At 52.1% G+C, this 24849-nt stretch carries 18 protein-coding genes, 2 tRNA genes and 1 pseudogene; 12 read left to right on the top strand and 9 right to left on the bottom strand.

From position 1 onward, the window contains the following. Nucleotides 1-3 precede the first annotated feature (3 nt). Entirely contained in the window at nt 4-1029 is a 1026-nt protein-coding gene (locus I5192_RS16045) for a LacI family DNA-binding transcriptional regulator (RefSeq protein WP_223117273.1), read from the bottom strand. 114 nt (nt 1030-1143) lie between these two features. Between I5192_RS16045 and I5192_RS16040 the strand changes: the two genes are divergently transcribed. After that, nucleotides 1144-1220 (top strand) — tRNA-Arg (locus tag I5192_RS16040). 88 nt (nt 1221-1308) lie between these two features. On the opposite strand, the gene hmgA is transcribed toward I5192_RS16040, so the two are convergent. Next, entirely contained in the window at nt 1309-2670 is a 1362-nt protein-coding gene (hmgA, locus tag I5192_RS16035; RefSeq protein WP_370644329.1) for a homogentisate 1,2-dioxygenase, read from the bottom strand. A 488-nt stretch (nt 2671-3158) separates the two neighbouring features. On the opposite strand from hmgA, the gene I5192_RS16030 reads away from it, so the two are divergent. The 8 genes from I5192_RS16030 (at nt 3159) to I5192_RS16000 (ending at nt 12581) form a co-directional block, all read left to right on the top strand. Further along, entirely contained in the window at nt 3159-4346 is a 1188-nt protein-coding gene (locus tag I5192_RS16030) for a site-specific integrase (RefSeq protein ID WP_223117272.1), read from the top strand. Beyond that, nucleotides 4343-4993 carry a hypothetical protein gene (locus I5192_RS16025; protein ID WP_223117271.1) on the top strand — a complete coding sequence of 217 codons (651 nt, stop codon included), beginning with the start codon at nt 4343-4345 and terminating at the stop codon, nt 4991-4993. Before I5192_RS16030 ends, I5192_RS16025 begins: the two co-directional genes overlap by 4 nt. A gap of 100 nt (nt 4994-5093) precedes the next feature. Further along, complete coding sequence (locus tag I5192_RS16020) at nt 5094-5303, top strand: AlpA family transcriptional regulator (RefSeq protein WP_170546573.1); 210 nt, start codon at nt 5094-5096, stop codon at nt 5301-5303. 125 nt (nt 5304-5428) lie between these two features. Then, the gene (locus tag I5192_RS16015; protein ID WP_223117270.1) at nt 5429-6160 is read left to right on the top strand and encodes a hypothetical protein; all 732 of its coding nucleotides are present in this window, start codon (nt 5429-5431) and stop codon (nt 6158-6160) included. Between the two features lie 178 nt (nt 6161-6338). Continuing rightward, nucleotides 6339-6713: an HGGxSTG domain-containing protein gene (locus I5192_RS22780; protein WP_370644456.1), complete on the top strand. Its 375-nt coding sequence runs from the start codon at nt 6339-6341 to the stop codon at nt 6711-6713. A 240-nt stretch (nt 6714-6953) separates the two neighbouring features. Then, entirely contained in the window at nt 6954-10388 is a 3435-nt protein-coding gene (locus I5192_RS16010) for a serine/threonine-protein kinase (RefSeq protein ID WP_223117269.1), read from the top strand. Further along, nucleotides 10385-11842 (top strand): hypothetical protein, encoded by a 1458-nt coding sequence (locus I5192_RS16005; protein WP_223117268.1) that lies wholly within the window; start codon nt 10385-10387, stop codon nt 11840-11842. Before I5192_RS16010 ends, I5192_RS16005 begins: the two co-directional genes overlap by 4 nt. A gap of 7 nt (nt 11843-11849) precedes the next feature. After that, a complete protein-coding gene (locus tag I5192_RS16000; RefSeq protein WP_223117267.1) occupies nt 11850-12581 on the top strand; it encodes a PP2C family serine/threonine-protein phosphatase in 732 nt (243 codons plus the stop codon). A gap of 82 nt (nt 12582-12663) precedes the next feature. Here the strand turns inward: I5192_RS16000 and I5192_RS22550 are convergent, their stop codons facing one another. Both I5192_RS22550 and I5192_RS22545 read right to left on the bottom strand, forming a co-directional pair. Next, complete coding sequence (locus tag I5192_RS22550) at nt 12664-13893, bottom strand: type I restriction-modification enzyme R subunit C-terminal domain-containing protein (protein ID WP_255611986.1); 1230 nt, start codon at nt 13891-13893, stop codon at nt 12664-12666. Between the two features lie 3 nt (nt 13894-13896). Beyond that, nucleotides 13897-16059 carry a DEAD/DEAH box helicase family protein gene (locus tag I5192_RS22545; protein WP_255611984.1) on the bottom strand — a complete coding sequence of 721 codons (2163 nt, stop codon included), beginning with the start codon at nt 16057-16059 and terminating at the stop codon, nt 13897-13899. Between the two features lie 364 nt (nt 16060-16423). Between I5192_RS22545 and I5192_RS15990 the strand changes: the two genes are divergently transcribed. Beyond that, nucleotides 16424-17164: a hypothetical protein gene (locus tag I5192_RS15990; protein ID WP_223117266.1), complete on the top strand. Its 741-nt coding sequence runs from the start codon at nt 16424-16426 to the stop codon at nt 17162-17164. Nucleotides 17165-17278: 114 nt separating this feature from the next. On the opposite strand, the gene I5192_RS15985 is transcribed toward I5192_RS15990, so the two are convergent. From I5192_RS15985 to I5192_RS15970, 4 genes and pseudogenes are all read right to left on the bottom strand, one after another. Beyond that, nucleotides 17279-18445, bottom strand: coding sequence for a restriction endonuclease subunit S (locus I5192_RS15985; RefSeq protein ID WP_223117265.1), 1167 nt, complete (start codon nt 18443-18445; stop codon nt 17279-17281). Beyond that, nucleotides 18442-19980: pseudogene (locus I5192_RS15980) on the bottom strand (N-6 DNA methylase). Before I5192_RS15980 ends, I5192_RS15985 begins: the two are co-directional and overlap by 4 nt. Before the next feature lie 432 nt (nt 19981-20412). Continuing rightward, on the bottom strand, nt 20413-20613 hold the full coding sequence (locus I5192_RS15975; RefSeq protein ID WP_223117264.1) for a hypothetical protein: 201 nt from the start codon (nt 20611-20613) through the stop codon (nt 20413-20415). Nucleotides 20614-21009: 396 nt separating this feature from the next. Then, nucleotides 21010-21096 (bottom strand) — tRNA-Leu (locus tag I5192_RS15970). A gap of 198 nt (nt 21097-21294) precedes the next feature. Between I5192_RS15970 and I5192_RS15965 the strand changes: the two genes are divergently transcribed. After that, entirely contained in the window at nt 21295-22278 is a 984-nt protein-coding gene (locus I5192_RS15965) for a complex I NDUFA9 subunit family protein (RefSeq protein WP_223117263.1), read from the top strand. Here I5192_RS15965 and I5192_RS15960 read toward each other — a convergent pair whose 3' ends face one another. Then, the gene (locus I5192_RS15960) at nt 22279-23082 is read right to left on the bottom strand and encodes an undecaprenyl-diphosphate phosphatase (RefSeq protein WP_223117262.1); all 804 of its coding nucleotides are present in this window, start codon (nt 23080-23082) and stop codon (nt 22279-22281) included. A gap of 228 nt (nt 23083-23310) precedes the next feature. Here I5192_RS15960 and I5192_RS15955 point away from each other — a divergent pair, with 228 nt between their 5' ends. Beyond that, nucleotides 23311-24744 carry an NAD(P)-dependent oxidoreductase gene (locus I5192_RS15955; RefSeq protein ID WP_170466699.1) on the top strand — a complete coding sequence of 478 codons (1434 nt, stop codon included), beginning with the start codon at nt 23311-23313 and terminating at the stop codon, nt 24742-24744. Nucleotides 24745-24849 lie beyond the last annotated feature (105 nt).

The following is a 24849-nucleotide window of genomic DNA, read 5'->3' as shown; positions in this document are numbered from 1 at the left end:
GCGTTATCGCCGTTTCAGCGTGTCGCCATAGCTGATCTTGGGGGTCAGGGTAACGCGGGTTTCAACCTCGGATTCCGGATCGGCCAACTTCGCCGCAATGATCTCGGCCGCGGTGCGCCCAATCTCGGTCCGGCAGGCATCCATCGTGGCCAGCTTGCGCGGCAGCCCCTGCAGCAGCTCTACATTGTTGAATCCGGCTAAACCGATCTGACCGGGCACGTCGATCCCTTGATCCAGCAAATACAGCAGCCCGCCGGCACCGATCATATCGTTGGAATAATACAGAAAATCCAAATCAGGCGATCGTTCCAGCATCGCTTGTGTCATCTCGCGCCCCTTGGCCAGCGCCGACCCGCCCGAGTAGAATTCGCGATCTTCGATCTCGATCCCGTGCTTGCCCAATACTTCGGTGAAGCCTTCGAACCGTTTACGGGCACGGTGGTCCAACGGCATCTTGGTGCCCATAAACCCGATATGCTCATAGCCCGCCTTCAGGATTGCCTGCGCCATTTCGCGCCCGGCGCGGCGGTGAGAGATTCCCACCATCGCATCCACCGGTTTGCCATCAGTATCCATGATCTCGACCACCGGTATGCCAGCTGAATCCAGCATAGCGCGCGCGGCTTCGGTATGCTCCAGTCCGGCAATGATCACGCCTGAGGGCCGCCACGAGAGCATCTCGTACAGCACTTTTTCTTCTTTTTCTGGCAGATAGTCCGTGACGCCAACCACCGGCTGCAGTTCAGTATCTTCCAGCACCTGATTGATACCGGTTAAAACTTCGGGGAAGACCATATTTGACAATGACGGGATGATCACAGCGACCAGATTCACCCGGCTTGACGCCAATGCTCCCGCGATCTTGTTGGGCACATATCCCAGTTCTTTTGCGGCGGCCAAAACACGGGTACGGGTGGCATCCGACACATCCCCGCGATTACGTAGCACCCGGCTAACGGTCATTTCGGATACTCCGGACGCTTCCGAGACATCACGAAGGGTAAGCGGGCGTTTTGTTTCTGTTGTCACCGAGATACCTGCATTGTTTGTTTGGCCGATGGTAGCGTGAACAGGGCGAATTGTTCAACTGTTGTGCAAAGCCCATGACAATCTGAAAAAACCCCGCTAGAGAAAACGACGCGCGGCCCCGTGGCTCAACTGGATAGAGCAGCCCCCTCCTAAGGGGCAGGTTGCAGGTTCGAATCCTGCCGGGGTCGCCAAGCTTTTCTGAACGTACCCGATTAAATGCGTTACAGATCAAGCGTTCTAATTCTCTGCCTTTTGGGAGACGAAGGAATTATACCCTCGTCACTTCTTGCCGGGTGTGCCGTCGAATTTCTTTTCGATGTCGCTCCAACAGTCGATGTAATCGTCCTGCAGTGGTGCCTCATTGGCGGCGAACGCTGTGAGATGCTGCGGAAAGCGGGTTTCGAACATGAAGGACATGGTGTTCTCCAGTTTGTCTGGCCCCAGGTTTGAATTCGATGCTTTTTCAAAGGCTTCGCGATCCGGTCCATGGGGCAGCATCATGTTGTGCAGGCTCATACCGCCGGGAATAAAGCCCTGCGGTTTCGCATCATATTGGCCGTAAATATTGCCCATCAGTTCGGACATGATGTTCTTGTGGTACCAGGGCGGACGGAAGGTATCTTCCATGACCATCCAGCGCTCGCGGAACAGAACAAAGTCGATATTGGCGGTGCCGGGCTGGCCTGAAGGTGCGGTCAGAACGGTGAAGATCGACGGATCCGGATGATCGAACAGGATGGCTCCGACCGGGCAATATGTACGCAGGTCGTATTTGACGGGTGCATAGTTGCCATGCCACGCCACCACGTCCAGCGGGCTGTGACCGATCTTGGTCTGGTGAAACTGGCCGCACCATTTGACGGTCACGGTTGAGGGCACTTCGCGGTCCTCAAACGCCGCGACCGGTGCTTTGAAATCACGCGGGTTGGCCATGCAGTTGGCGCCGATCGGGCCGCGGCCAGGCAGTTCGAATTTCTGGCCGTAGTTTTCGCACACGAACCCGCGCGCAGGGCCTTCCACAACTTCGACCCGGTAGACAAGGCCGCGTGGAATGATAGCGATTTCCTTGGGTTCAAGGTCGATGATCCCCAATTCGGTGTAGAATCGCAGAACGCCCTCTTGCGGCACCACCAGCAGCTCGGAGTCAGCCGAGAAGAAGTAATCATCCTGCATTGAAGTATTCACCATATAGATATGGCTGGCCATCCCGACCTGAGTGTTCACATCCCCGGCAGTGGTCATGGTGTGCATGCCCGTGACCCAGGTTGTCTGTTCACCGGTATGGGGCACCGGATCCCAGCGGTACTGTCCCAAGCTGACAACGTCAGGATCTACATTGGGCGCTGATTTCCAATAGGGAACATCGATTTTTTCATAGCGATGTGAATGCTTTACCGACGGGCGGATACGATAGCACCAGGTACGCTCGTTCTGGTGCGAAGGTGCCGTGAACGCAGTGCCTGAAAGCTGCTCACCATAGAGGCCGTAATTGCATTTCTGCGGGCTGTTCATACCCTGGGGCAGAGCATCAGGAAGCGCTTCGGTTTCGTAATCGTTGCCAAAGCCCGGCATGTACCCTTCGTGCGGCCCTTTCAAGGATGGGGCAACTGTCATGCGTTCATTCTTGGTCAGCTCATTCATTTTGCACGTTCCTTCCGGACAGATACGATCGAATTTAATCGGTGTGGTAATAGTTGACTTTGTAACTAACAAGCGTGACGGGAAGGTATCTTCAAAAAAGATGAGTTTGATTTGCAGGAAATTGCCATAGCCTTGCACCATGTCCTTCTTAGACTGGCAAAAGGTAGTGCAACAGAGATTGTTAATTCCGGTAGCTACGGGTCGATTCTCGGGGTCAAACAAAGAAATTGACTCAGACAGGCCAAACCAGTCTGATTCTACATCGGTCAAGTGACCGGAAGTGCCAGGGGTTCAAATTTTATGGAAATTTTGGTGCCCAGGAGAGGCATTGAAACCCAATATGTAGATGTCTCAAAAAATCTCAGATAGAGATTAACTATATGAAAAGGCTTAACTTACCTCCTTCATTCGATCTCAATTAATCTCGACTAACGGCAGCACATACCATACCTAGGGGTGGACCAATAGGTGGACTGGTAGAGAGCTGTATGGCGAAAAACAAATTGAGCGCGCGCGGCGTTCTTGCATTAGAGAGCGGAAAGCACTGCGATGGCGCTGGGCTCTGGCTTGTGAAGGCAGATTCCAAAAGCGGTAAGTGGGTTCTTAGACTGACGGTTTTCGGCAAACGACGGGAAATGGGCCTCGGGCGGTGGCCGGATGTTGGCTTGGCGGAGGCCCGGGAATCTGCTGATGCTGCACGGCGCGAACTGCGAGAAGGCCTAGATCCGATTAGAGAGCGGCAGAAGCGGCGGGTGGAAGCCCAGCGCAATTTGCACCTGTTTAGAGACATCGCTCGGGATGCGTTTGAAGCGCGGAAGTCGGAATTGCGAGGTGGCGGAAAGGCGGGGCGTTGGTTTAGTCCGCTGGAACTACACGTCATACCCAAACTCGGTCATGTGCCGGTTGCTGAAATTACTCAGATCGATCTGCGGGATTGCCTTGCGCCTATCTGGCATGAGAAAGCCGAGACTGCTCGGAAGGCGTTGACACGGACATCTATTTGTCTGGAGCATGCAGCCGCGCTGGGCATTGATGTTGACTTGCAGGCCCCCAGGAAGGCACGTGCATTGCTTGGCAAACCGCGTAAGGCCACCACCAACATTCCGTCGCTTGCCTGGAGTGAAGTGCCTGAGTTCTACAAAAGCTTGGACGAAGGTACAGTCACACACCTTGCTCTGAAACTTCTAATTTTGACCGGGGTACGGTCACGGCCAATACGGTACTTGAGGGAAGAGCAGATCGACGGTGATGTCTGGACCATTCCGGCAGAGCAGATGAAAGGACGTGAGGGCGCTACTGCTGAGTTCCGTGTACCCCTTTCGAATGAAGCGCTTCATGTTCTTGGAGACGCGCGGCGACATGCTCGCGATGGCTATCTGTTTCCGAGTATTCGAAAAGGGGTGATCTCGGACGCCACGATGTCGAGATTGATGGAGCGTCGTGGCATGAGCGCCCGTCCGCATGGATTTCGTTCAAGTCTCCGCGTGTGGTTGGCGGAGGCAACCGATGCGCGTCACGAAGTTGCAGAAACTATGCTTGGTCACGTTGTGGGCAGCTCTGTCGAACGCGCCTATCGTCGAACCGACTTTCTCGACCAACGTCGTGTGCTGCTGGAGCGCTGGGCGTCCCACCTCACTGGCAATACAGATACAATCATAAAATTGGCCACAGCATGAATCAGGATCGTCGTTATCTTCCCTTGTACAACGGAAACGGCAAATGGATATCTCGCCCAGATCTCTTTGTTTTGGTTCGAATGGGCGCTCCAGACGACGAAAAAGAGAGCACCATTTGGGAGGCCTACCGGCACATGTCAGAAATCTCGGATAACAGTAGCATTGAATTGAACCCTTTGGACGCAATAATCGAAAGAAAGTTCGTAAGATCTAACATGTCCGAGCGTAGATACGCTGCAATGGTGGTGCGCGAGATCGCGCGACTCTATCTCAACGGCGTAACGCCAACTTTGGGCAAAGCGGTAAAGCTGATTACACGGCCATTGCTGGAGGAACAAAGCGCCAGATTGGAAAGCTCGGTCTCTGAACAAGTGAGAAAGGCCTTCAGCCGGTTTCGCAATACTTGCCACCTTGAAGCCGCTTATCGATCAGACGGCCCAAGGTTTCAGACCTTTGAAAATGACCCGAAGAAGTTCGACGAGTTCCTTTCGAAAGCCAAAGCCTTAGAGGAACTTTTAGACTGGGTCTCTGCGCAAGGAAGTTTGAAATGGAACCCGTGGCGCGTTCCGGAGCATTTTACTCCCAATTTTAAAGGAAAAGTCACGAAACTGAGCGTTCAAGAAAAGGCTCTGATCGGCGTAGCCTAAAAGCCGAGTTTGGGGGGGAGAAATTTTTTCTCCCCTCCCCGCATGAACTTAGATCGCCTCTAGATGACTCAACGCTCATAAAAACGAGGCATCTAGTCACATGAACGCTGAAGCCAACTCAATTCAAACCGAAATCGATCCATTGCTTAAGGTGGCGGAAGCCGCAGAGCTGCTTGCAATCAGCGTGCCGAGCTTCTGGCGCCGTATCGCGGATGGGTCGGTCCCCAAGCCAATCAAACTTGGTGGATCTTCTAGGTGGCCTCGTTCTGAAATCCTTGCTGTCATCGCTGAAGCCAAAGCCAACCGGTAACAAACCGGCCAGCAACGCTTGCGAGTGGCTATATGTCTGCCTCCGCCTTTCTAATATCAACTGACCAGTATCCTCACGGTGGACGCTCATGAGCACACGGTCAGCCAACCTTGTATGGAGCCTCCATGGCTGGACAAATGATTTTCGCCCAACTTTCAATCCAAGATATGCGCCGAACAATACAGGATTTGACGCTTGAAGAGCGCGGATTGCTATTCTCGTTTCTTGTCGAGAATTGTGAGGCGCAGGGCTCATTGGAGCATGACGAGGAAAGACTTGCGTATCGTGTCGGCCTTGGCAAATCTAAAAAGTTGCTGGCGCGTCTGCTATCGTCGCTCATCAAGACTGGAAAAGTGAAAGCGACCGATGACGGAATAATGGTCGCTCTCGCGGAAAACGCGATCAATCATTTCCAAGCGAAATCCGAAAATGGCAAGCTCGCAAACTCCTGCCGAAACGACAGAGCAAAACCAAAAGCAATCTTGGAGCAAGCAAACGATGTGCATTGTGATCTGTCTAATCAGGCTACGAGCGCGCTCAGCGTGGCGGATTTGCAGAGTCACGCTGAAAAAAATGAACTCACCTTGGAATTTGACCGTCTGATCGCGGCTCTCAGAAATCTCGTCCTGAGCAAGGGTGCGTATACACTCGCTGATGCGCTTGATAGCGACGCGGCAAAACGCACGGTAGAACGGTGGTGTGCGCTTGAACTTAGCTATGAGCAAATCGTTTCAAACGTAAACGATGTGATAGCCAGAAAAGGCGATGGAGCGATAATGTCTTGGCAGTATTTTGACCGAGTGTTCCTGAACTTGGCTGAACGAAAAGCTACTGTGCACGGAATTGCCGGTCGATAGTCAATACAGGCTTAAGCAACGACGAGTGCAGCTGACCTATTCCTTTCTGCCAACAGGCCCCTAGGCAGCTCGTCCAATTTGATGCCGTCTTCTTTTGTGGGCGTATTCAAAGTCCATGGGGTCTTAGGCCGATGCTTAGAATTGCTTACATTTGGAGGTGTTTTTGAGTTTGAATCTAATGCTTCGCGAGGTGTTGTTATCACTCCAGGAAGAGTTCGCTAGGGATGAGACACCGAGCTGTCAAATTTGCCCCTTTCGGACAGTTACTGGGCGCGGCAGAGAAAAAACGTGCTCCGAATGTACTGGTGGCCAGTGTCAGGATCTGCAGAACATTGGCTTGGACAATGAGGGGCAACCGCTTCCAATGCATCTACGAGCTCGCTGTGGCGCAAAAACGCGCAAAGGATCGAGTTGTCAGCTGCCCGTGGCACCAGGAAAACGCCGGTGTCGATACCATGGCGGCTTGTCAACCGGCCCGACATCCAAGCAAGGTCGAGCGCGGATCGCTGAAGCACAACGCAAAAGATGGGCAAAACACACGAAAGAGACATAGCTAGTTGCTCGTAGTTTGGGACAATGTCTGCTTTCGTTTACAGAGTAAGCGCCTGTCATAGTTAAATTTAGCTAGTAATCCCTAGTTCTAAGTATCTCCAAGTAAGAAGAATTTTTCTCTTAGAATCAAGCAGATGTGCAGAATTACCCTTTACAATCTCTGCAGCTTGAAGTCTCTATGGGAGACAAGTTTTACGCGTGAATTGCACAGCAAGGAAACACTCTAGAATTGTGAGAATACATGGCGAACGAAGATAGTTCTGTTATCAATTCGCTCGGTGGCCGCTATGTGCTGACTAGCATTGAGCGATTTGGTGCCCAAGCATCGGTCATAAAGGCACTTGACCAGAACACGGGAAATTTTGTTGCGATCAAGCGGGTTAAGTTTGGTCCAGATGATGAGCGTTCTAAGGAAGGCTTTCACCGCGAGGTCCGCACGCTCCAAAACCTTGTTCATCCCAACATTGTGGAGCTTGTTGAGGTAGACCAAGACGACGAAGGCAATTGGTATCTTGTACTTGAGTGGATTGAAAACAACCTTGAAGATGCCATTGTAGACGAAGGCGCGATGCCGTGGACTGTGTTCTGGGATCGTTATGGTTCACCTCTACTGGATGCGATTGTATTCGGGCAGAAGCAACGAATCGCTCATCGGGACATTAAGCCAAAAAACATTCTCGTAACTTCTGACAGAAAACCAAAACTAGCGGATTATGGGATCGCCAAGCTCTTAGACAATGGTGGAAACTGGGCGATTAAGGGGCTAACTTTTCGCTTCGACTACACTCCCGGCTACACACCATCTACTCCAGACGATGAGAACTATATTTTTAGCCGAGATTGTTTCGCCTTTGCTGCAGTTGCTATTTCCTGCGTAGCAGGTCGAATTATCACTAGCGACGATGACATTCGGATTGCACAGCAAGAAGCTGTGCTTCCACGTGAGATTCGCCCAATATTGGATCGATGTCTAAGTGAGGAAGTGTCGGATCGACCGCGCTTGGCAGCTGTTCTGCGAGAACAACTGGAACATGCGATGCTGGATCACGAGAAGACCAACTCTGGCTTTGTTACAATTCACATCGAAATGGCGGGTAATGTACTACCTTACCTCGAAAAAAGACTTGGTTTCGAAGGGCGAGCGGCTCTTGAACGGTTCGTTCATGAGGAGCTCGAGGAAGTTTGCTCTCTTAACCTAAGGGAGAGTGACGGAGACCCCTGCGAAGTTAAAATTGTTGGAGCAACTTGGTGCTTTGAGGCTTCAGTAGCTGGCAAACACAAAGAACTGCTTCACATCACGAAAGCAATTGAAATTGGTGCGGGACACGCTTCAGATTTGCGTGAAGCGGGAACAAATAGTCGCCTGCGAATAAGCTTCAATCGCCCGGCTGGTACGAGACAGGCAGGCAACGCTCTCGAGATGCTTTTGGTTGAAGCAAAATCTGAGCGAGATGCTATCCAAGCGGAACGAGACTCTCGGGCCACAGAACGTGTTTTTCGGGCGTGGAGGAGCTATCTTCGTGACAGGGCAGACCTTGAAGCCAATCGTGCAAATGCAATCACCTATTTGAACCGTCACGTATCCGGGGAGAAAGTAGTATTTACTACTGACATAGCCCAGAAAGAGGAACTGGTTGGTCAAGACCGTTTAATACAGCTAGCAAACGGCAGAGTGATTGGCGTGGTTAGCGCAGTTTCGTTCAATCAGGTTACAATGGACGTTACTTACGGAAATCCTAACAAACTGCCGCAGCGCGGCGAGATAATACTCAATACACTGCTCGCACAGCGAGCGCTCTCGCACCAAACTCATGCTCTTGACTCAGTAGTATTTGGACGAGCTGTCAGTAATCGCTTGAAGTCGATAATTCTCGAACCGGGAAACGCAACGCCGACATCACCTGTTTCCAATGTCGATCCAACGGACAGCGATCTCGATGACGAAAAAATTGAGATACTCTCTAAAGCGCTTGGTGTAGAGGATATTCTTGCTATTGAGGGCCCTCCTGGCACGGGAAAAACTAAGCTAATTAGCGAAATCGTCGTTCAGTGGCTTCGAAGAAACCCAGGACATCGCATTCTACTTTCATCACAAACGCACATCGCTTTGGATAATGTTCTGGAGCGTGTTTCAACACTTGATCCTGAGATGAAGCTAATTCGGATCGGGCGAGTGGACGAACCGAAGATATCCGATGAAAGTAAAGAACTGCTCCTCGAAAAGCGTGTGGAGTCTTGGATTGGTGAAGTACGTCGATTGGCAGAGGAGGAAATGTCCGATTGGGCCGAAAAAAATGGTGTCGACCGAGGAATGGTCGAAATTGGAATAATGGTGGAACGTCTAATTCAAATCCTAGGACGACAGCAAGAGCTTGCGGCGTCCATTTCTGATCTGACAAAAGAACGTAAAGACGTTGAAACTCCCGCGGATGGTGACGATCACCCAGTCGTCGAAGATGACGATATTGCCGAACAGACAACCCAATTGGACAACGAGATTGGTGTGGCAGAACGAGAGCTTGGTGTACTCCGCAAGGAAGAACGTCGAGTAAGGGATCAACTTAAGGAAATCGGTGGTTACGCTGAAGAACTCGCAACATCTTGCGACGTTCGCGATCTGACAGACTGGGCTGAGCATTTCCTCAATTCCGGCCCGGCGGCTGAAGAATGCCGCGAACGATTGTCCCTGCTTGAGGAGTGGAGTTTACGTGTTGGGCGATCACCTGACTTCAACGCTGCCTTATTGTCCTCTGCGGAAGTTATTGCCGGTACCTGCGTAGGCATTGCTGGAGTAAAGGGGATGGGCGAAGTCTCCTACGACCTGTGTATTGTTGACGAAGCATCTAAAGCGACAGCGACAGAAATCCTGATTCCAATGGCGCGTAGCCAGCGTTGGATTGTTGTTGGTGATCCGAAGCAATTACCGCCCTTCTTTGAAGATCTGGGGGACGAACTACGAAGTGAATTTGACGACAAGGAGGTGAAAGCGACCCTGTTGGATCGTCTACTGGAAAAGCCTGATGGTTTGCCGGAAGGTTGTCGTGCAGCGCTCAGCAACCAGTACCGTATGGTGCGCCCAATTGGAAATCTGGTCAGTGAGTGTTTTTATGACGGTCAGCTTAACAGCCCCATCAAGACACACGGGCTAAAGCTTGAGCTCGCCTTTCCGAAACCTGTGATGTGGTATTCTACTCATGCACTTGAAAACCCCTTCGAGCGTGAACAAGGCCCAACCTATTGCAATCCAACCGAAGTCGCTGCAGTGCGAGAGCGATTGCAAACGCTTCAATTTGTGGCAAACATTCAACATCAGTCTATTTCGGTCGCTGTAATTTCAGGTTACACTGCTCAGGTCGGATTGCTTGACAAAATGGTGATGCAAGGTGCTGCTGAGTGGCCAAACCTTGAGGTGTCATGCAATAGCGTAGATGCATTCCAAGGACGCCAAGCTGATGTATGCATTTACTCGGTCGTACGCTCAAACAAGCGCGGGCGACTTGGATTTCTCAAAGAACGTCCGCGACTAAACGTGGCGCTTTCTCGAGGAAAAAGCGCCTTGTTGATTGTTGGTGACCAAAGTTTCTGTCGATCGATTCATGGCAACAATCCTTTCGAGGCCGTTATCGACTACATGGACCGCAACCCAGAGGATTGCGCAATGGAGACCTTGTCATGAGTCCAGAGGAGATCGCCCGACTGCACCAGTTTAGAGACGGATTTACGCTAGTTGACTATGCTGAAGTTGGCCTGCCGGTATTTCGCCTTACGATCGAGGCAGTCACCACCTCCCAACGAGCACTGCCGACCATTCAAGAATTTGTAATGAGGGGATTGGCACTGGCAGATGGACAAGAAGCCGAAGTGGCCCGCCTATTGGGCTTAGGGCCGGAAATCGTACAAGGGGCTGTGAACGTCCTGGTCTCCGATGGCCTTTTATCCAGGCAAATGGGCCATTCCGGCAACGACGCTTTCAAGTTAACCGAACTGGGCGAAAAACGTTTGGCCAATGAACGCCAAGAAGAACTCAGAGAAGAAATGCTTGTTGTCGACTATGACGGAATCCGCCGATTCCCTGTACGCTTAGTCAGTTCTAGTGTGAGACGAGCCTCTGAGCTTAGAAGTTTTGGGGCAATTGAAATCCGCCCCTACCCAGCCGAGCCACCATCAATTTCAGAATTGTCCATTCCTGAAATCAGTCGTGTCATTCGGAGACAGGGCGGCGAAGATTTTCGTAGAACTGTTTTGGCGTTAAAGCGTGTCTCTCGCCGCAGTAACGTGTTTCGAGAAGCTGTTGCGCTCGTGTTTGCATCAAACAGCGGTTCCGAAATCCAAATCGCCTTCGCAATTGATGGTAAGCTATCAGAGCAGCATGAGAGAGCTTTTGCTGAACGAGGCGGACCAAAAAAAATGGGTTTAATCAAAGCAGTTTCGGAGGGTCGAACTCGGCAATACCTTCAACGTGTTGTGGGTCGGGAAATGGTTAAATCCTTCCCTGATCCCAATGAACTGGTAGAGGCAAGACGCCAACACTTAGCGGCAGAGAGTGAGGTTCGCTCAATTTTGCCCGCTGCCCAATACAAAAAAAGATCTTCTGCAGCCGCAAAGGCACTTCAAGAAGCTAACGAAAAGTTAAAAGTCGCGGAACACTCTCTTTTGTCTATGACGACTAGGCCGCTGGCATGTTACGAGCAGCAAGATTTGCTCGATGAAGCCATCGCCAACGCTACGCACTCACTAATAATCACGAGCGCGGGTGTTCAACCGTTGCTATTGAATGGATTTCGGCTCCGAGAGATAGATCGGCTTTGCGAGTCGGGCGTCGATGTTCATGTCGAAACAGTTCTCAGAACTCCAACCGAACCACTCAAAGGAGACAAGTTTGACCCGATGTTTGAACTCGTCAGACGAGCAGATCAGAAAAAACTTTCGATAGGTAGACACTCAAGACGCAGCTTGTTCTTTCTTATCCAAGACAATGAGTTGGCGGTTGTTGCCAATCGCCCATTTCTTGGCGAAGTTAACAGGCGCTCTGGCTTCATCAAATTGGATGGCCTGGTAACAAGATCACCGCAAAATGTACAACAAATTAGAGACGCGTTGATTTCCCACAAATCCAGAACGAGAACATGAAACTAGTATGAGAACGGCATGGATAGCTACACATACTGGCGTGGTTCGTTCCAGAAACGAAGACAATTGTTGCGCTGGAACCTGGGCCGCTGATGGGGGTGACGGTGCGTGGACTGTAGATCTACGCGGCAATCGTTGGATCGCGGCGGTTGCCGATGGGATGGGGGGCCACCAAGCAGGCGAAATTGCTAGTGAGATCACCATCTCGGAACTGATCAAAATGGCTGATCAAATCGAAGGTAAAACTTCTGCCAGCGAAATCCTTGAACGCGTCAACCGCAAAGTATTTCAAGCAATGTTCGCGCCTCTTGGTAGACCGGGTATGGGAAGCACAATTGTTGGAATCGCATTTCGCGATGAAGTTGGATTGTTTTTCAATTTGGGAGATAGTCGCGCTTACATCGTGAGAGACACTGATCTGGTTCAAACCAGCACTGATCACACAATAGGTATGGGTGGCGACCACAGAACACGAAGCCATCGACTTACTCAGTCGCTCGGTGGAACTACTCACCGAGCACCAATATTTCCCCATGTGCAAAGTGAAAGACTGGCGCCGGGCGACCGTATTTTACTGTGCTCCGACGGCCTAACCGATATGATTGGAAGCGAGGAAATACTGAAAATTCTAAGTCAAAACCGCACCCATCCGGCGCAAGCTCTTGTTTCCGCAGCATTAAACTCTGGAGGGTATGACAACGTGACTGTGATAGTGATTGGGAAATTGCAAAAGTGCTAATCTGAAACCCAGCGCAAATTTCTATTTTTGTCTTAGGTAACTCAAGGGCAGTGTTTCGCTTAGCCTATTTATGAGGCCGATTTTAGGCGGCTGCTGCATCGTTTAAGCCACGAACGATTTCGATGATCTCTTGTGTTTGATCTCGATTGAACAAGCCCGCAATGCCCAAATCGTCGAAGTCTGTATAAGGGCTCTCATAAAACGATGCTGGATCAACGATCCCACTTTCGGTCAAACTGTCCACGATTAGGTCAAGGAAGTCGGTTTGATCTGCGTTAAGCTGATGTCGCGAAACGAAGGCGCTAAACGCTTCTTTGGCAGCTGCTCGATCTAAACCGGTCAGCGAACGAAGAAAACGCCCAAGTCCTCCGTCATCGCCTAACTCCGCGATCAACTTTTCATCAGCGATTTCCTGATCGATTAAAATCCGTTCTAATTCGTCGATATCCTGCGATGTAAGGGGCTCTCCGCGATGTACCTTTATTAGGGTAATGTGGTCACGATGTCGTTCCAAAAAGCGTCGAACCTTCATCTTGAACAGTGCTTTATCTACGCCGCTGCCGACATCCGGCATCGTCATAGCGCTGCCTTCGCCGATCTCGTCTTCAAAGTTTGTAATTACAGTCTTCCTCTCGGTTGGCTTGATGAGCTCGGCCAGATGACGCAAGCGGCGACGCACCATCTCAAGAGTTTCAGGAGTAATGTCTTCCCAAAAACAGTCGGATTGAATTTCTAAAATCAATTCCAACTCTTTTGCAACAAGGGGTACATTGGACAACTCCTCCAACCCTGAAGCGTAGCTAATTATACGGGACTGCAGGCGTGCAAACCCGCCCTCTTGTTTCAGGAGTTCAAGTTGAGTGCTGAGGATCAAGAGATCAAATTGTTTCGCGGGAAGGCTACCGTCTTCATAGGCAGAGGGAAGACCGGCGACGTCTTCCAAAAGTGCCATTCGCTCGTCCAAAGTCAGATCTGACCAGTTCGCAGAGTCCCTAAACCTTTCAACGCTTCGGCGCTTGGCTCGAACGATGAAGTTATCGAGCGGCATACCCATAACTTCGTCGCGGAGGCGGGTTTTAGTTGAGTCAATTAGCTGCTCATGGGCGTTTTCGTAATTAGCTAGAGCTTCAATAAGCTCCACTCGTGCCGCAAATAGTCGTTCACCGATAGGTTTTGCGCTGGCGCCCTCGGCCAGATTTGGGTTTTCCTTGAAGAACTCCAGATTCTGGCAGAAATCGAAGATCACAAAAGCTTGCTTATCCTCGCCTGGACCAAAAAGGTCCGGGCACAGACGGGTGCCTCTTCCTACCATCTGCTAGAATTTTGTTCTTGAACGCACGATTTTAAAGAAAACAAGATTGACAACCTCAGGCACATCAATCCCAGTATCCAGCATGTCCACCGAAACGGCTATGTGAGGCGCTTTTTCTGCTTCCGAGAAGTCGTCGATCAGGGTTTGAGCGTAGGAAACGCTGTAGTCTATCAGTTTAGCAAACTCACCCTTGTAGTACGGGTAGTTCTCATTGAAACGGTCCACGATGAATTGAGCATGTTTGCTATTCTTGGCGAAGATAATGGTTTTGCCGAGCCTATCACCGCCAGCTACCTTGATCCCGTTTCGCATTAAGTGCTCAAGCACCTTGTCTACGGTGTCCACGTTGAATAGCCACTTGTTCAAATCGGCGCTTTCAACGCGGTCGCGCTGGGTACCTTCTTCATCCCATTCAATGGCGTCCCAAGCTTCCTTCTCTTCATCACTCAACTGATCGTATGCAATTCCTTCTCGTTGGAATTTCAGCGGAACAGATATGGTTGTCGGCGGAACCAGATAGCCGTCCGCGACTGCATCATCGAGATCGTAGGCATCAGTCGGAACACCCTTCTCAAGCCCAAACAGCGAGTAGGTATCTTTGTCAATTTCGTCGCGTGGGGTGGCTGTTAGTCCCACCAGCAGGCTGTCAAAATAGCTGAAAATTGCCCGATACTTTCGATAAACTGAGCGGTGCGCCTCATCGATTACGATCAGATCAAAGTGACCGGGGCCATAGCGCTTCTCGCCGTTCTTCGACTCTTCAATCAGCCCCATCATAGTGGGGTAGGTTGAAAGGCAAACACGAGCACCTGAGTGATCGTTTTTCTTTGGGTCGTGGCGCTCCAGCAGATTGGCGCAAGGTGTTGCAGGCAGGTGTACTTTGAAAGCGCTATTCGCCTGTTTAACCAGTGCAATACGGTCGGCCAGAAATAGAACACGTTTGACGCGGTTGGCTCTCATTAGTTGGTCGATGAGAGCGATCACTGTTCGCGTCTTACCGCTTCCTGTTGCCATAACCAAAAGCGCTTTGCGCTGGGCGTGTTTTTCGAATGCCTCCCCAACGCGCCGAATTGCGCGCTGCTGATAATGGCGACCCGCGATATCTACGTCGATATCAACGCTCGACAAGGCGCGTACGTTGGTTCGCCTTTGATGAAGTAGCTGTAGCTCATCTTTCTTCAGGAAACCGGATAACTCTCGCGGTGGGTAAGCCAAGTCGTCCCAGACCCAATGCTCATAACCATTTGTAGTGAAAATCACCGGTCGCCGCCCGTATGCGGCTTCAAGGCAGTCAGCGTAAAGCTTCGCCTGCTGTTGCCCTGTCCGACTGTCCTTTTTGGTGCGTTTTGCCTCGACCAGTGCCAGAGGCTTTCCGTCATCGCCCCAAAGAACGTAGTCGACGAAACCGTCACCGCTCTCGTTTGGCATGCCCTTCACAGGAAACTCGCGATCGCGCTCCTGATCTAAGGGCCAGCCCGCCTCAGCCAAAAGCAGATCGATGAAGCTGTCGCGCGTTTCGGCCTCATTGTAGTCGTGAGTGTCCTGGACACTTTGGTTGGCCTTTCTCAACGCGACGATCTCGGCACGGACCCGAGCCAGTTCCCGGTCTAGCTCTTCGCGTCCCTCCTCAGAAGCGCGCAACGCCTCCTCTGCCTCTTCAGCGCGTTTGCGTTCAGCCTTAATGTCGCCTTCGATCTTCTGGATCTGGGCGACGGTGCTGGCGGTAATAGTCAGCGACTTTTCAAGACGTTTCACGTCAAAGGTCAAAGCTGGATCAGGACGTGTAGTCTTGGCGTAGGTTCGGGCGATCCAGTAACACACGTGGAACAGCTCACGCACGCAGGCGGTGGCGTCGTGGGCACTCAGCGGTTTGCCTGAGTCATGTGCGGCCCGGTTGCCCTGATCCTTGATGTAGCGCGCCTTGGTGACGATGGCGGGGCCGGTCAGCGCTTCAAGGCTCGGTTCGGCAATCATAGCGGCTAGCGTGTTGTTGTAAGTGCTGCGCAGCGCCGGATCTTTCTGGTAAAGCCACTTGAGCGCTGTCTCCAGCGTCAGGCGAGCCCAGAAACACGCCCCGCGCGGATCGGACAGTGTATGGGTCTCCGCCTTGGCGGCATGCTTGTGCAAAGCGGGGAAGTCATCGGCGAGAAATGCAAACTGAGTCATGAGAGATTCCAAACAATAACAGCAACGTAGAAGCGTCTCAGATTGCGATCAACCCGTGAGCGCATTGTTCGGCCTGCTTTCTCCACGCTCTCATGAACCTCTGGCAGGTAACCACAACGTATAAGTTCAAAACATGAGCTGTGTGATTGTACAGCCGGCAGCAACAAACAAGGCGATATGATCCCCGGACACGTTGAGAACGATGGTACATCGAACAGTAATGACGCCTCTGTACCCGGCATTGTCAGCCGAAGAAAATAGGATTTTCGCTCTTCTTGCCAATTAAAAACCAAGTGACAACCTTAACCTTGTCAGTTACTTAGCCGTGAAATCAAAGGCTAATAGGCAGGCAGAAGAAAAACAAATGGCGAGCGAAGAATCGAAAAATCAACCTTGGTACCTGATCGGGATCGTCTTTTTCTTGGTAGTCTGGTTTGCATTTATCTATCTCTTGGATCAACAAGACATCTTAGAAAAAATATCGGCGAAATCTCCCTTCTTCATCCCGTTGCGAGGCATTATCGTCATCTTGGCTATTTTCATTGCTTTCTTGATCGGAAAGGGAGCTTACAAATCGAGCAACCCAGCAACCTACCAAGTAAAAGCCATCGACTACATCTGGTATTGCGGCGCAGCCTTCGGCCTGATCCTGTCGCTGCTGGATTTTCAAGCCAGACAAGAGCAGCAAGATGACAATCTCAACAAGTCCGCCATTGTATACTCCCACAATGCCATGAGAACACTTTGTGAAAGAGACGATCTCACGGCATGGGAGGAAGCAGATTGCGAAAAGGCAATGCCAATCCTAAACTTGGAGATTGACGAAATTCTAGAGATTGTTTCCGAGGGAAAACTGACCACAGGCGACCCAGAAAACTATGAGATAAAGAACCTTGGTGAACTAACTGAAGTATCCGAGGCTTTTGGAATTACGAGTGTTGGCGAGCTGCTGTCTATCACCATCCCAAATCTCTCTGAAAAAAATCATTCCGATTACTATCAAATCTTCAACACCGGATATGCATGGCTTTTTATTTTCGCCTCTGTACTAGGCATTAGGCTTTCAAAAACATGGATCGAAGTGATGACGAGCAAAAAACAATAAGTGCGTCCTACATCGAGCGGTTCACCTCTGGGCGCGTTCACGCACCATTCCTATAGCCTAAGTCCGGGTTAGAGCATGGCCCCGGGCATTGAATGATGATGGAGCTCGCTTATGTCACAGCTCTCCGTGGAAGACACGATGTTGGAGTGAAGCGAAGAGGGTTTCGCTCTCGTCTTGCGAGGTAAGCAGTCGCTGTCTTGTTTGATATATTTCAGCTATTGATTGTGCAAAACGTTCCTGTTGTCTGAGCGGCGGCAAGAGGCACGGGAACTTGCGGATGTCGCGAATATTCACGTGCGGCGAAGCGGCGCCGCCTACCACTCTATCAGCCTGGTGCTTTACCCAGTCCGACCTAACCACAAACCAGAGATAGTAGGGAGCTACATAGCCTTCTTTCGCTTGAAAAAGCATCGTCCGTTGGCCAAGGCATAGGTCAACGCCCTCAGGTACGATCCCGCAATTGCCGTAGCGAGCCCCTTCACGGCAGTAGACGACGTCACCTGCTACAGGTCTATGACGCCCAATCCGTTCGACGTAGGTCGTTTCGTCCACATGTTTTGTCGTGGAGAAGTCTATGTTGCCTGATATCAAGTCAGAGCTTCGTATCGACGGGTAACCTGAGGTGCTATTTTCAAGGTGTTTCGGCGTCTTGTGAAGGCAATCGGAAATTACCTGGCAAAGGTCTTCCAAAGCAACAATGGGATACTTGTGCGGATTAGATACTGGATCTCCAAACATCTCATGAAAGATCGCCTGTCCGAGGGTGTTGAGTTTGTCGAGGGCGTGGGTGCGGAGGCGGCAGAGGCTTGCGGCCTGATCCAGTATGCCCGCAATTCGCTTTTGCTCCTCTAGCGGTGGGAAAGGGATTTTTATGGCCTTCACACTCTCAGGACGTGCTCGCAATAGCGACCCACCGACACCAGCAACGGTTTTCATAAATTCCGCATGAAAGGGATCCGATGTTAGTATGTGCCGGAGGTAGTTGGGGTCGAAGTCTAAACCACGAAACGTGATCCACTCGCCGGATGCGATTTGTCGGTTAGAAGTTGATGGTCGCACGACCCAAGAACGCCGAATGTGCGGAACGATGCGAGACAATAAAACATCACCAGGCTCCACACATTTCTTCGAAGAGCCAATTTTGGAACCCGAAACTATATCGGGTTTTCCGACATCAAATGCAGGAATACTCCAAAGCTCAAAGACTTCGTCGGGGTGTTTAGCAGGGTTAACACTTGGGATACGGGACGGCATCAAATCGCCTAGAGGGACAAGGTTCATCCTAGCATCCCTTCTAGCCTATCCAATCCGTCGGAGATTTCGGCCTCCAGCGCACGCAGATCAGCTATGATTTCTTCCGGTGAAGCGTGTTCAACATCCTCATGCTCAATCTCCTTGTACCGATTCAGGCTCAGATCCCACGACCCAGTAGCAGCAATTTCTGACGCTTTGACCAAGAAGCTCTGTGCAGTCCTTGGGCGATCAGTCTCGGTTTCCAGAGCAGCCCAGCGCGTCAGAATGTCGGGCAGATTGTTCTTGCCGTGCTCTTCCTCTGTCGGCACCTCTGAAGGTTTTACGCCAAGCTTCTCAGCGTCCAGTAGCGGCGTGCGTTTGTCATCAAGGCTGAAGCCGTCGGCCGACATGTCGTAGAACCAGACATCCTCGGTTCCGCCCACACCGGTCTTGGTAAAAACCACGATGGCACAGGAAACACCCGCGTAAGGTTTGAAGACACCCGAAGGAAGCTTGATGATGGCGTCGAGCTTGTGTTCCTCCACCAACATGCGGCGGATGTCCTTGTGCGCCTTGGACGAGCCAAACAGCACCCCGTCCGGCACAACCACTGCCGCGCGCCCGCCGGTCCGCAGCAGACGCAGGAACAGCGCCATGAACAGAAGCTCGGTCTTCTTGGTTTTGACGATCTTCAGCAGGTCCTTGGCAGTCGTGTCATAGTCGAGCGACCCGGCAAAGGGCGGGTTGGCGAGGATCAGGGAATAGGCACCCGCGTCCGCTCCATGCTCCTCAGCCAAGCTGTCGCGGTACGAGACATCCGCATTGTCGACACCGTGCTATGTCATGTTCATCGCGCCGATCCGCAGCATCGTGGCATCGAAGTCGAACCCGTGGAACATATCGTTATGGAAGTGGTCGCGGCTTTCCTTCTTGCGCAGCATCTCTGGGTGGTGGTCGCGTAGGTACTCGCCCGCTGCAACGAGGAAGCCGCAGGTACCCGCCGCCGGGTCACAGATAGTATCGGTGGGCGTCGGCGCCATGAGGTGAACCATCAGCTCAATGATGTGCCTTGGAGTGCGGAACTGACCATTTGTTCCCGCGCTGGCGATCTTACCCAGCATGTATTCGTAGACGTCGCCCTTGGTGTCACGGTCGTCCATGGGGATGTCGTCGAGCATCTGCACAACCTTGGCCAGCAGGTTGGCGTTGGAGAAGCCCAAACGGGCATCCTTCATGTGCGTACCATAGGAAGAGCCCTGTTCACCAAGCTGCCGGAGGAAGGGGAAGACATGCTCATCCACGATCCGCATCATCTCACGCGCTTCAAAGTGCTTGAAGCGGGACCAGCGCAGGTTGTCGTAGGGCTCGCCCTTGTCGTCCTTGCCTTCCGGGAAGATGCGACGCGCCATGGGAATGCCCAGATCCTCGGCCTTGCGTTCTTCGACGGTACGCAGGTCGTCGAGCCGTTTAATGAACATTAGGAAGGTTAGCTGTTCGATTACGGAAAGTGGATTGGAAACCCCGCCTGACCAGAACGCATTCCATATCTGATCGACCTGGTTTCGGATGTTGCCTGTGAGCATTATTTCGCCTCAAAATTTCTTAGCAAGACGCTACCTCAAGAGCGGAGAGAGCAGCAAGAAGGCAGAAGGACAAACATTGGGGTCGAGGCAATGAAACCTGAACTCTTGCTGCGAATGTCCGGGTGCTGAAGGCTCTTTCAGTTGGCAGGCGCCTTTTCAATTTTTTGTCTTTCGTACGTTGGAAATCGCTCGATCCGCAGCCTCCAAAAAATGCAAACGTACCGGATTCGGTAACAATCAGTGATCGTCAATACCGAGATGATTTGAGATTTTGCAATGAAATCAATGGGCGTCTTCTACGAACGCAACGCAAACGTACTTCCATCAAGACATAGACAAAGAACAAGAAAAAGAAATTGATGAAGCGCGTTGCACGTAATTGAGCGTGCCTCGATCAGCTCTTGTGGGCTTACTGTGTTGCACCAGAGCAGCTTAATCCGAAAGTGGCAACCAGATCGTCCGGCCGGTTTTCCTATCCTTCCCAACCTCCTTTTCCTTCTGACCATCCTCGCGGGTGCGAGTGCGAGGGTTTTCAATCGGGTCTAAGGTGTTGAGATAGGGCGTTAGGCAATAGAACACGTTTGGTTTGTTGACGGTCTTGGTGCGGATATTAGCCAACAGTGATTTTAGCATAGTAAGCTCGTTTGTTGTTGGTCAGATTCTTACTCGAACAACCATGCTTGTTTTATCCACCATTGGGCAAAGGATTTATCATCATCCCATCAACGCCAGGTGATCGTCGTTCGCATCTACTCATCCGATCTTATTTTCGTTGATTTCACAAGCGAGACGACTCTATCACCTGAAGTCGCAGTTCAGATTGGCTACCGGATGTAATGTGAGGAAAAGCGGGTACCCTCCAAACTTAATAGGCATTTCGGACATTTGGACGATGCGAGCAAGTTGGTTAAAAACATTTGGCATTGAGTGCAGTCAATGAACCCGAAACCAAAAGGTGGTCCACAAGGTGGACTGCAAGACCAATTCGGTCCGTAACATATTATTTTTAAATATATTTTTAAGGGGATATGGTGCCCAGGAGAGGACTCGAACCTCCACGTCCATACGGACACTAGCACCTGAAGCTAGCGCGTCTACCAATTCCGCCACCTGGGCAGGTGTCGTGGAGGGGCGTTTAAGCTGACTGGCAGGGGGCGTCAACCAGATTCGGGGGGGTTTTTGAAAGTTTTTTGATGCGTGCCCCAACTTCTGGTTCACGCGACGGATTTTCAGAGAAGCGCGGCGTTATTGCGCCTTGTTCGACGGGCTCGTGGGCGCTAGATCAATTCAGACCAAGACAGCAGGAGCGCCATCATGTCGAAACTCGTCACGATTTACGGTGGATCGGGCTTTGTCGGCCGATATATCGCGCGGCGTATGGCTGCCGAAGGCTGGCGTGTCCGCGTCGCTGTGCGGCGGCCCAATGAAGCGATGTTCGTCAGACCCTATGGCGCGGTTGGTCAGGTCGAGCCTATCTTGTGCAATATCCGTGATGACGCCTCGGTCAGTGCGGCGATGCATGGTGTGGACGCCGTGGTGAATTGCGTTGGCGTATTGAATGAGCTGGGCAAGAATGCGTTCGATGCAGTGCAGGCCGAAGGTGCCGAACGGATCGCCCGGCTGGCGGCCGCTCAGAGTATTGACCGCATGGTTCATATCTCGGCCATCGGTGCGGATCCCGAATCCGACAGCGAATATGCGCGCACCAAAGCGCAGGGCGAGGCGGGCGTTTTGCAACACATGCCGGGTGCCGTCATTCTGCGCCCATCAGTCATTTTCGGCACCGAAGACCAGTTTTTCAACCGCTTCGCAGGAATGACACGGATGAGCCCGTTCCTGCCGCTCGTTGGGGCGGAAACGAAATTTCAACCTGTCTATGTCGATGATGTTGCGCAAGCGGCAGTTCAAGGCGTTCTGGGCAAAGCGTCTGCCGGTGTTTATGAACTGGGCGGGCCAGAGGTAAAGAGTTTCCGCGCGTTGATGCAGCAGATGCTCGACGTAATTCATCGCCGCCGGATCATCATCGGGATGCCTTTCTGGGCGGCGAAAATCATGGCGGGTGTGTTGGATATCGCGAAGTTCGTCAGTTTTCAGTTGTTTCCGAACAATATCCTGACCCGTGACCAGCTTAAAAATTTGCGGCGCGATAATGTGGCGGCGGATGACGCTAAAGGTTTTTCAGACCTCGGGATCGAGCCCGCGACGTTGGAATCGGTTCTGCCAGAATATCTGTGGAAATTCCGCCCCGCGGGCCAGTATGACGATATTCAGAACTCGGCCAAGAACCTGCGCATCTGATCAGCTATAGGCGATCATTAGCAGTATTGCTCCGAGGATGACCCGGTAGATCACATAGGGCGTGAAACTGACGCTGCGCAGAAGCCGCATCATCAGGTTAAGCGCGAGCAGAGCCGAAACAAAGGCGAAGGCTGCGGCAATCGCGCCGTCCTTGGCCAGCTGTGTGTCCGCCTCACGGACGACGTCGACCGAAAGCAGGACGCCCGAAGCGACAATCGTTGGTATCGACATCAGCATGGCAATCCGCGCACCATCTTCGCGTGTATAGCCAAGCTGGCGAGCGCCTGTGATCGTAATCCCCGAGCGTGAAGTCCCCGGGATCAAGGCCAACATCTGCCACAGCCCCATGATCATTGCGTCCTTTAGGCCCCAGTCCGAACTACGTTTGGTTTGTACCCCCTTTTGATCCATCCAATACAGCACTAACCCGAAGCCAAGCATCGCCCATCCGATGACGGCGACTGAACGTAGAGTCTGCTCAAGCCCCGTCAGGTACACGATCCCGCCCGCAATGACTGTCGGAATCGTGGCGATGACCAAGCCCAGTGCCAACCGCGCCTGAGGCGTCTCAATTCGTCCTCGGATAATTTGGGGTATCCCGGCTAGGGCTTGTTTCACATCTGACCAGAAATAATGAATAACCGCGCCAAGTGTTCCTACATGGACGGCGACATCGATTGCCAGGCCTTGATCATCCGCGCCAGTCAGGCGGGGCAGCAGGATCAGGTGCCCGGATGAAGACACAGGCAAGAATTCGGTGACGCCCTGAATGATCGCCACAAGAATCAAGTGAAAAAGGCTCATCTGCTCCGCCGGTACCGTGCTCGTTTTGTTGAGAACAATGGGTATAAGCGGGCAACGGGAAAGTGAAGTGTCCAGATAGGTCCGAATCGGAACTAAAAACACGACAAATTTCTCTGAAAAAACATCGAGCGATGCAGTTTTCTCAATATAGGTCAGTACAGTTGACTTTTCATCCAGAATGACTTCACTTAAAGAACCCTGACCAAGCCAATTCATGGAGTCTGACCCGTGGCCAAGCAACCGATGCTGAAATTTGTGCAGATCGATCGTGTCATGCCTGAAAAGCGTGCCGCCAGTGACCGCAAAGAGGACTTCGATGAAATCTATGCCGAGTACGCCGCGGAGAAGGCGGCCGAACAGGCCAGCCGATGCAGCCAGTGCGGAGTGCCCTATTGCCAGTCCCATTGTCCGCTGCACAACAATATCCCTGATTGGCTGAACCTGACGGCAACCGGGCGGTTGGAAGAGGCGTATCAAACAAGCCAGGCTACCAACACTTTCCCTGAAATCTGCGGCCGCATCTGCCCACAGGACCGTCTGTGCGAAGGCAATTGCGTGATCGAGCAATCAGGCCACGGTACGGTCACCATCGGCTCGATCGAGAAATACATTACCGATACAGCCTGGGATAAAGGCTGGGTCAAACCCGTTCAGCCTCGTGCCGAGCGCGACGAAAGCGTGGGTATCATTGGCGGTGGACCCGGTGGATTGGCAGCGGCGGATATGCTGCGCCGGGCGGGTATTCAGGTCACGGTCTATGATCGTTATGACCGTGCGGGGGGGCTGCTGATGTACGGCATTCCCGGTTTCAAGCTGGAAAAGGATATCGTCCAACGCCGAAATGACCTGCTGGCAGATGGTGGTGTTGCATTTGAGTTGAACTGCGATGTGGACGCCGCGAAATTCGCGGAAATCCACGCGAAACATGATGCGGTGATTATTGCAACGGGCGTCTACAAATCCCGTGATCTGTCCATGCCCGGCAGCGGTCTGGGTGGGATTGAAAAGGCGATCGATTTTCTGACAGCCTCGAATCGCAAAAGTTTTGGCGATGCGGTTGATGACTTCGACAATGGCCGCCTGAACGCGGAAGGTAAGAAAGTGGTCGTCATCGGCGGGGGTGATACCGCGATGGATTGCGTGCGCACGTCGATTCGTCAGGGTGCGACGTCGGTCAAATGCCTCTATCGCCGCGACCGCGCCAATATGCCGGGCTCGCAGCGCGAGACCCAGAATGCCGAGGAAGAAGGCGTGATCTTCGAATGGCTTAGCGCACCCAAAGGCTTTACCGGCGATGAGCAAGTGAACGGTGTCATGGTGCAGAAGATGCGTCTGGGCCAGCCCGATGCCTCGGGCCGTCAGGCTCCCGAAGTGATTGAGGGCGCAGACTATGTCGAAGAGGCCGATCTGGTGATCAAGGCGCTTGGATTCGAACCCGAAGACCTGCCCACCTTATTCGGCCAACCCGATCTACCCGTGACCCGCTGGGGTACAATCAAAGCAGCGTTCCAGACCGGTGCGACCGAGATGGAGGGCGTTTATGCCATCGGCGACATCGTGCGCGGTGCTTCGCTGGTGGTCTGGGCGATCCGTGACGGGCGCGATTGCGCAGATGCCATAATTGAGCGTTTTAACGCCAAATCCGCCATCGCAGCCGAGTGAAACAAAACGCAAAAGCAATTCGAAAAATCCCAGCGGGTATGCGTTCGAAAGCGAACGCCGACAGATGAACCAAAGCCTGTGTGCCCCCTTGGGAAAAAGGAGACA

Source organism: Ruegeria sp. SCSIO 43209 (assembly GCF_019904295.1).
Classification (GTDB): Bacteria; Pseudomonadota; Alphaproteobacteria; order Rhodobacterales; family Rhodobacteraceae; genus Ruegeria.
The sequence above is the reverse complement of the archived record's forward strand: the minus strand, read 5'-3'. Positions and strand labels throughout refer to the sequence as shown.

Coding starts and splice junctions, on each gene's coding strand:
- hmgA (WP_370644329.1), bottom strand. CDS start 2,670: ATGAATGAGCTGACCAAGAATGAACGCATGACAGTTGCCCCATCCTTG.
- I5192_RS16030 (WP_223117272.1), top strand. CDS start 3,159: ATGGCGAAAAACAAATTGAGCGCGCGCGGCGTTCTTGCATTAGAGAGC.
- I5192_RS16025 (WP_223117271.1), top strand. CDS start 4,343: ATGAATCAGGATCGTCGTTATCTTCCCTTGTACAACGGAAACGGCAAA.
- I5192_RS16020 (WP_170546573.1), top strand. CDS start 5,094: ATGAACGCTGAAGCCAACTCAATTCAAACCGAAATCGATCCATTGCTT.
- I5192_RS16015 (WP_223117270.1), top strand. CDS start 5,429: ATGGCTGGACAAATGATTTTCGCCCAACTTTCAATCCAAGATATGCGC.
- I5192_RS22780 (WP_370644456.1), top strand. CDS start 6,339: ATGCTTCGCGAGGTGTTGTTATCACTCCAGGAAGAGTTCGCTAGGGAT.
- I5192_RS16010 (WP_223117269.1), top strand. CDS start 6,954: ATGGCGAACGAAGATAGTTCTGTTATCAATTCGCTCGGTGGCCGCTAT.
- I5192_RS16005 (WP_223117268.1), top strand. CDS start 10,385: ATGAGTCCAGAGGAGATCGCCCGACTGCACCAGTTTAGAGACGGATTT.
- I5192_RS16000 (WP_223117267.1), top strand. CDS start 11,850: ATGAGAACGGCATGGATAGCTACACATACTGGCGTGGTTCGTTCCAGA.
- I5192_RS22550 (WP_255611986.1), bottom strand. CDS start 13,893: ATGGTAGGAAGAGGCACCCGTCTGTGCCCGGACCTTTTTGGTCCAGGC.
- I5192_RS22545 (WP_255611984.1), bottom strand. CDS start 16,059: ATGACTCAGTTTGCATTTCTCGCCGATGACTTCCCCGCTTTGCACAAG.
- I5192_RS15990 (WP_223117266.1), top strand. CDS start 16,424: ATGGCGAGCGAAGAATCGAAAAATCAACCTTGGTACCTGATCGGGATC.
- I5192_RS15985 (WP_223117265.1), bottom strand. CDS start 18,445: ATGAACCTTGTCCCTCTAGGCGATTTGATGCCGTCCCGTATCCCAAGT.
- I5192_RS15975 (WP_223117264.1), bottom strand. CDS start 20,613: ATGCTAAAATCACTGTTGGCTAATATCCGCACCAAGACCGTCAACAAA.
- I5192_RS15965 (WP_223117263.1), top strand. CDS start 21,295: ATGTCGAAACTCGTCACGATTTACGGTGGATCGGGCTTTGTCGGCCGA.
- I5192_RS15960 (WP_223117262.1), bottom strand. CDS start 23,082: ATGAGCCTTTTTCACTTGATTCTTGTGGCGATCATTCAGGGCGTCACC.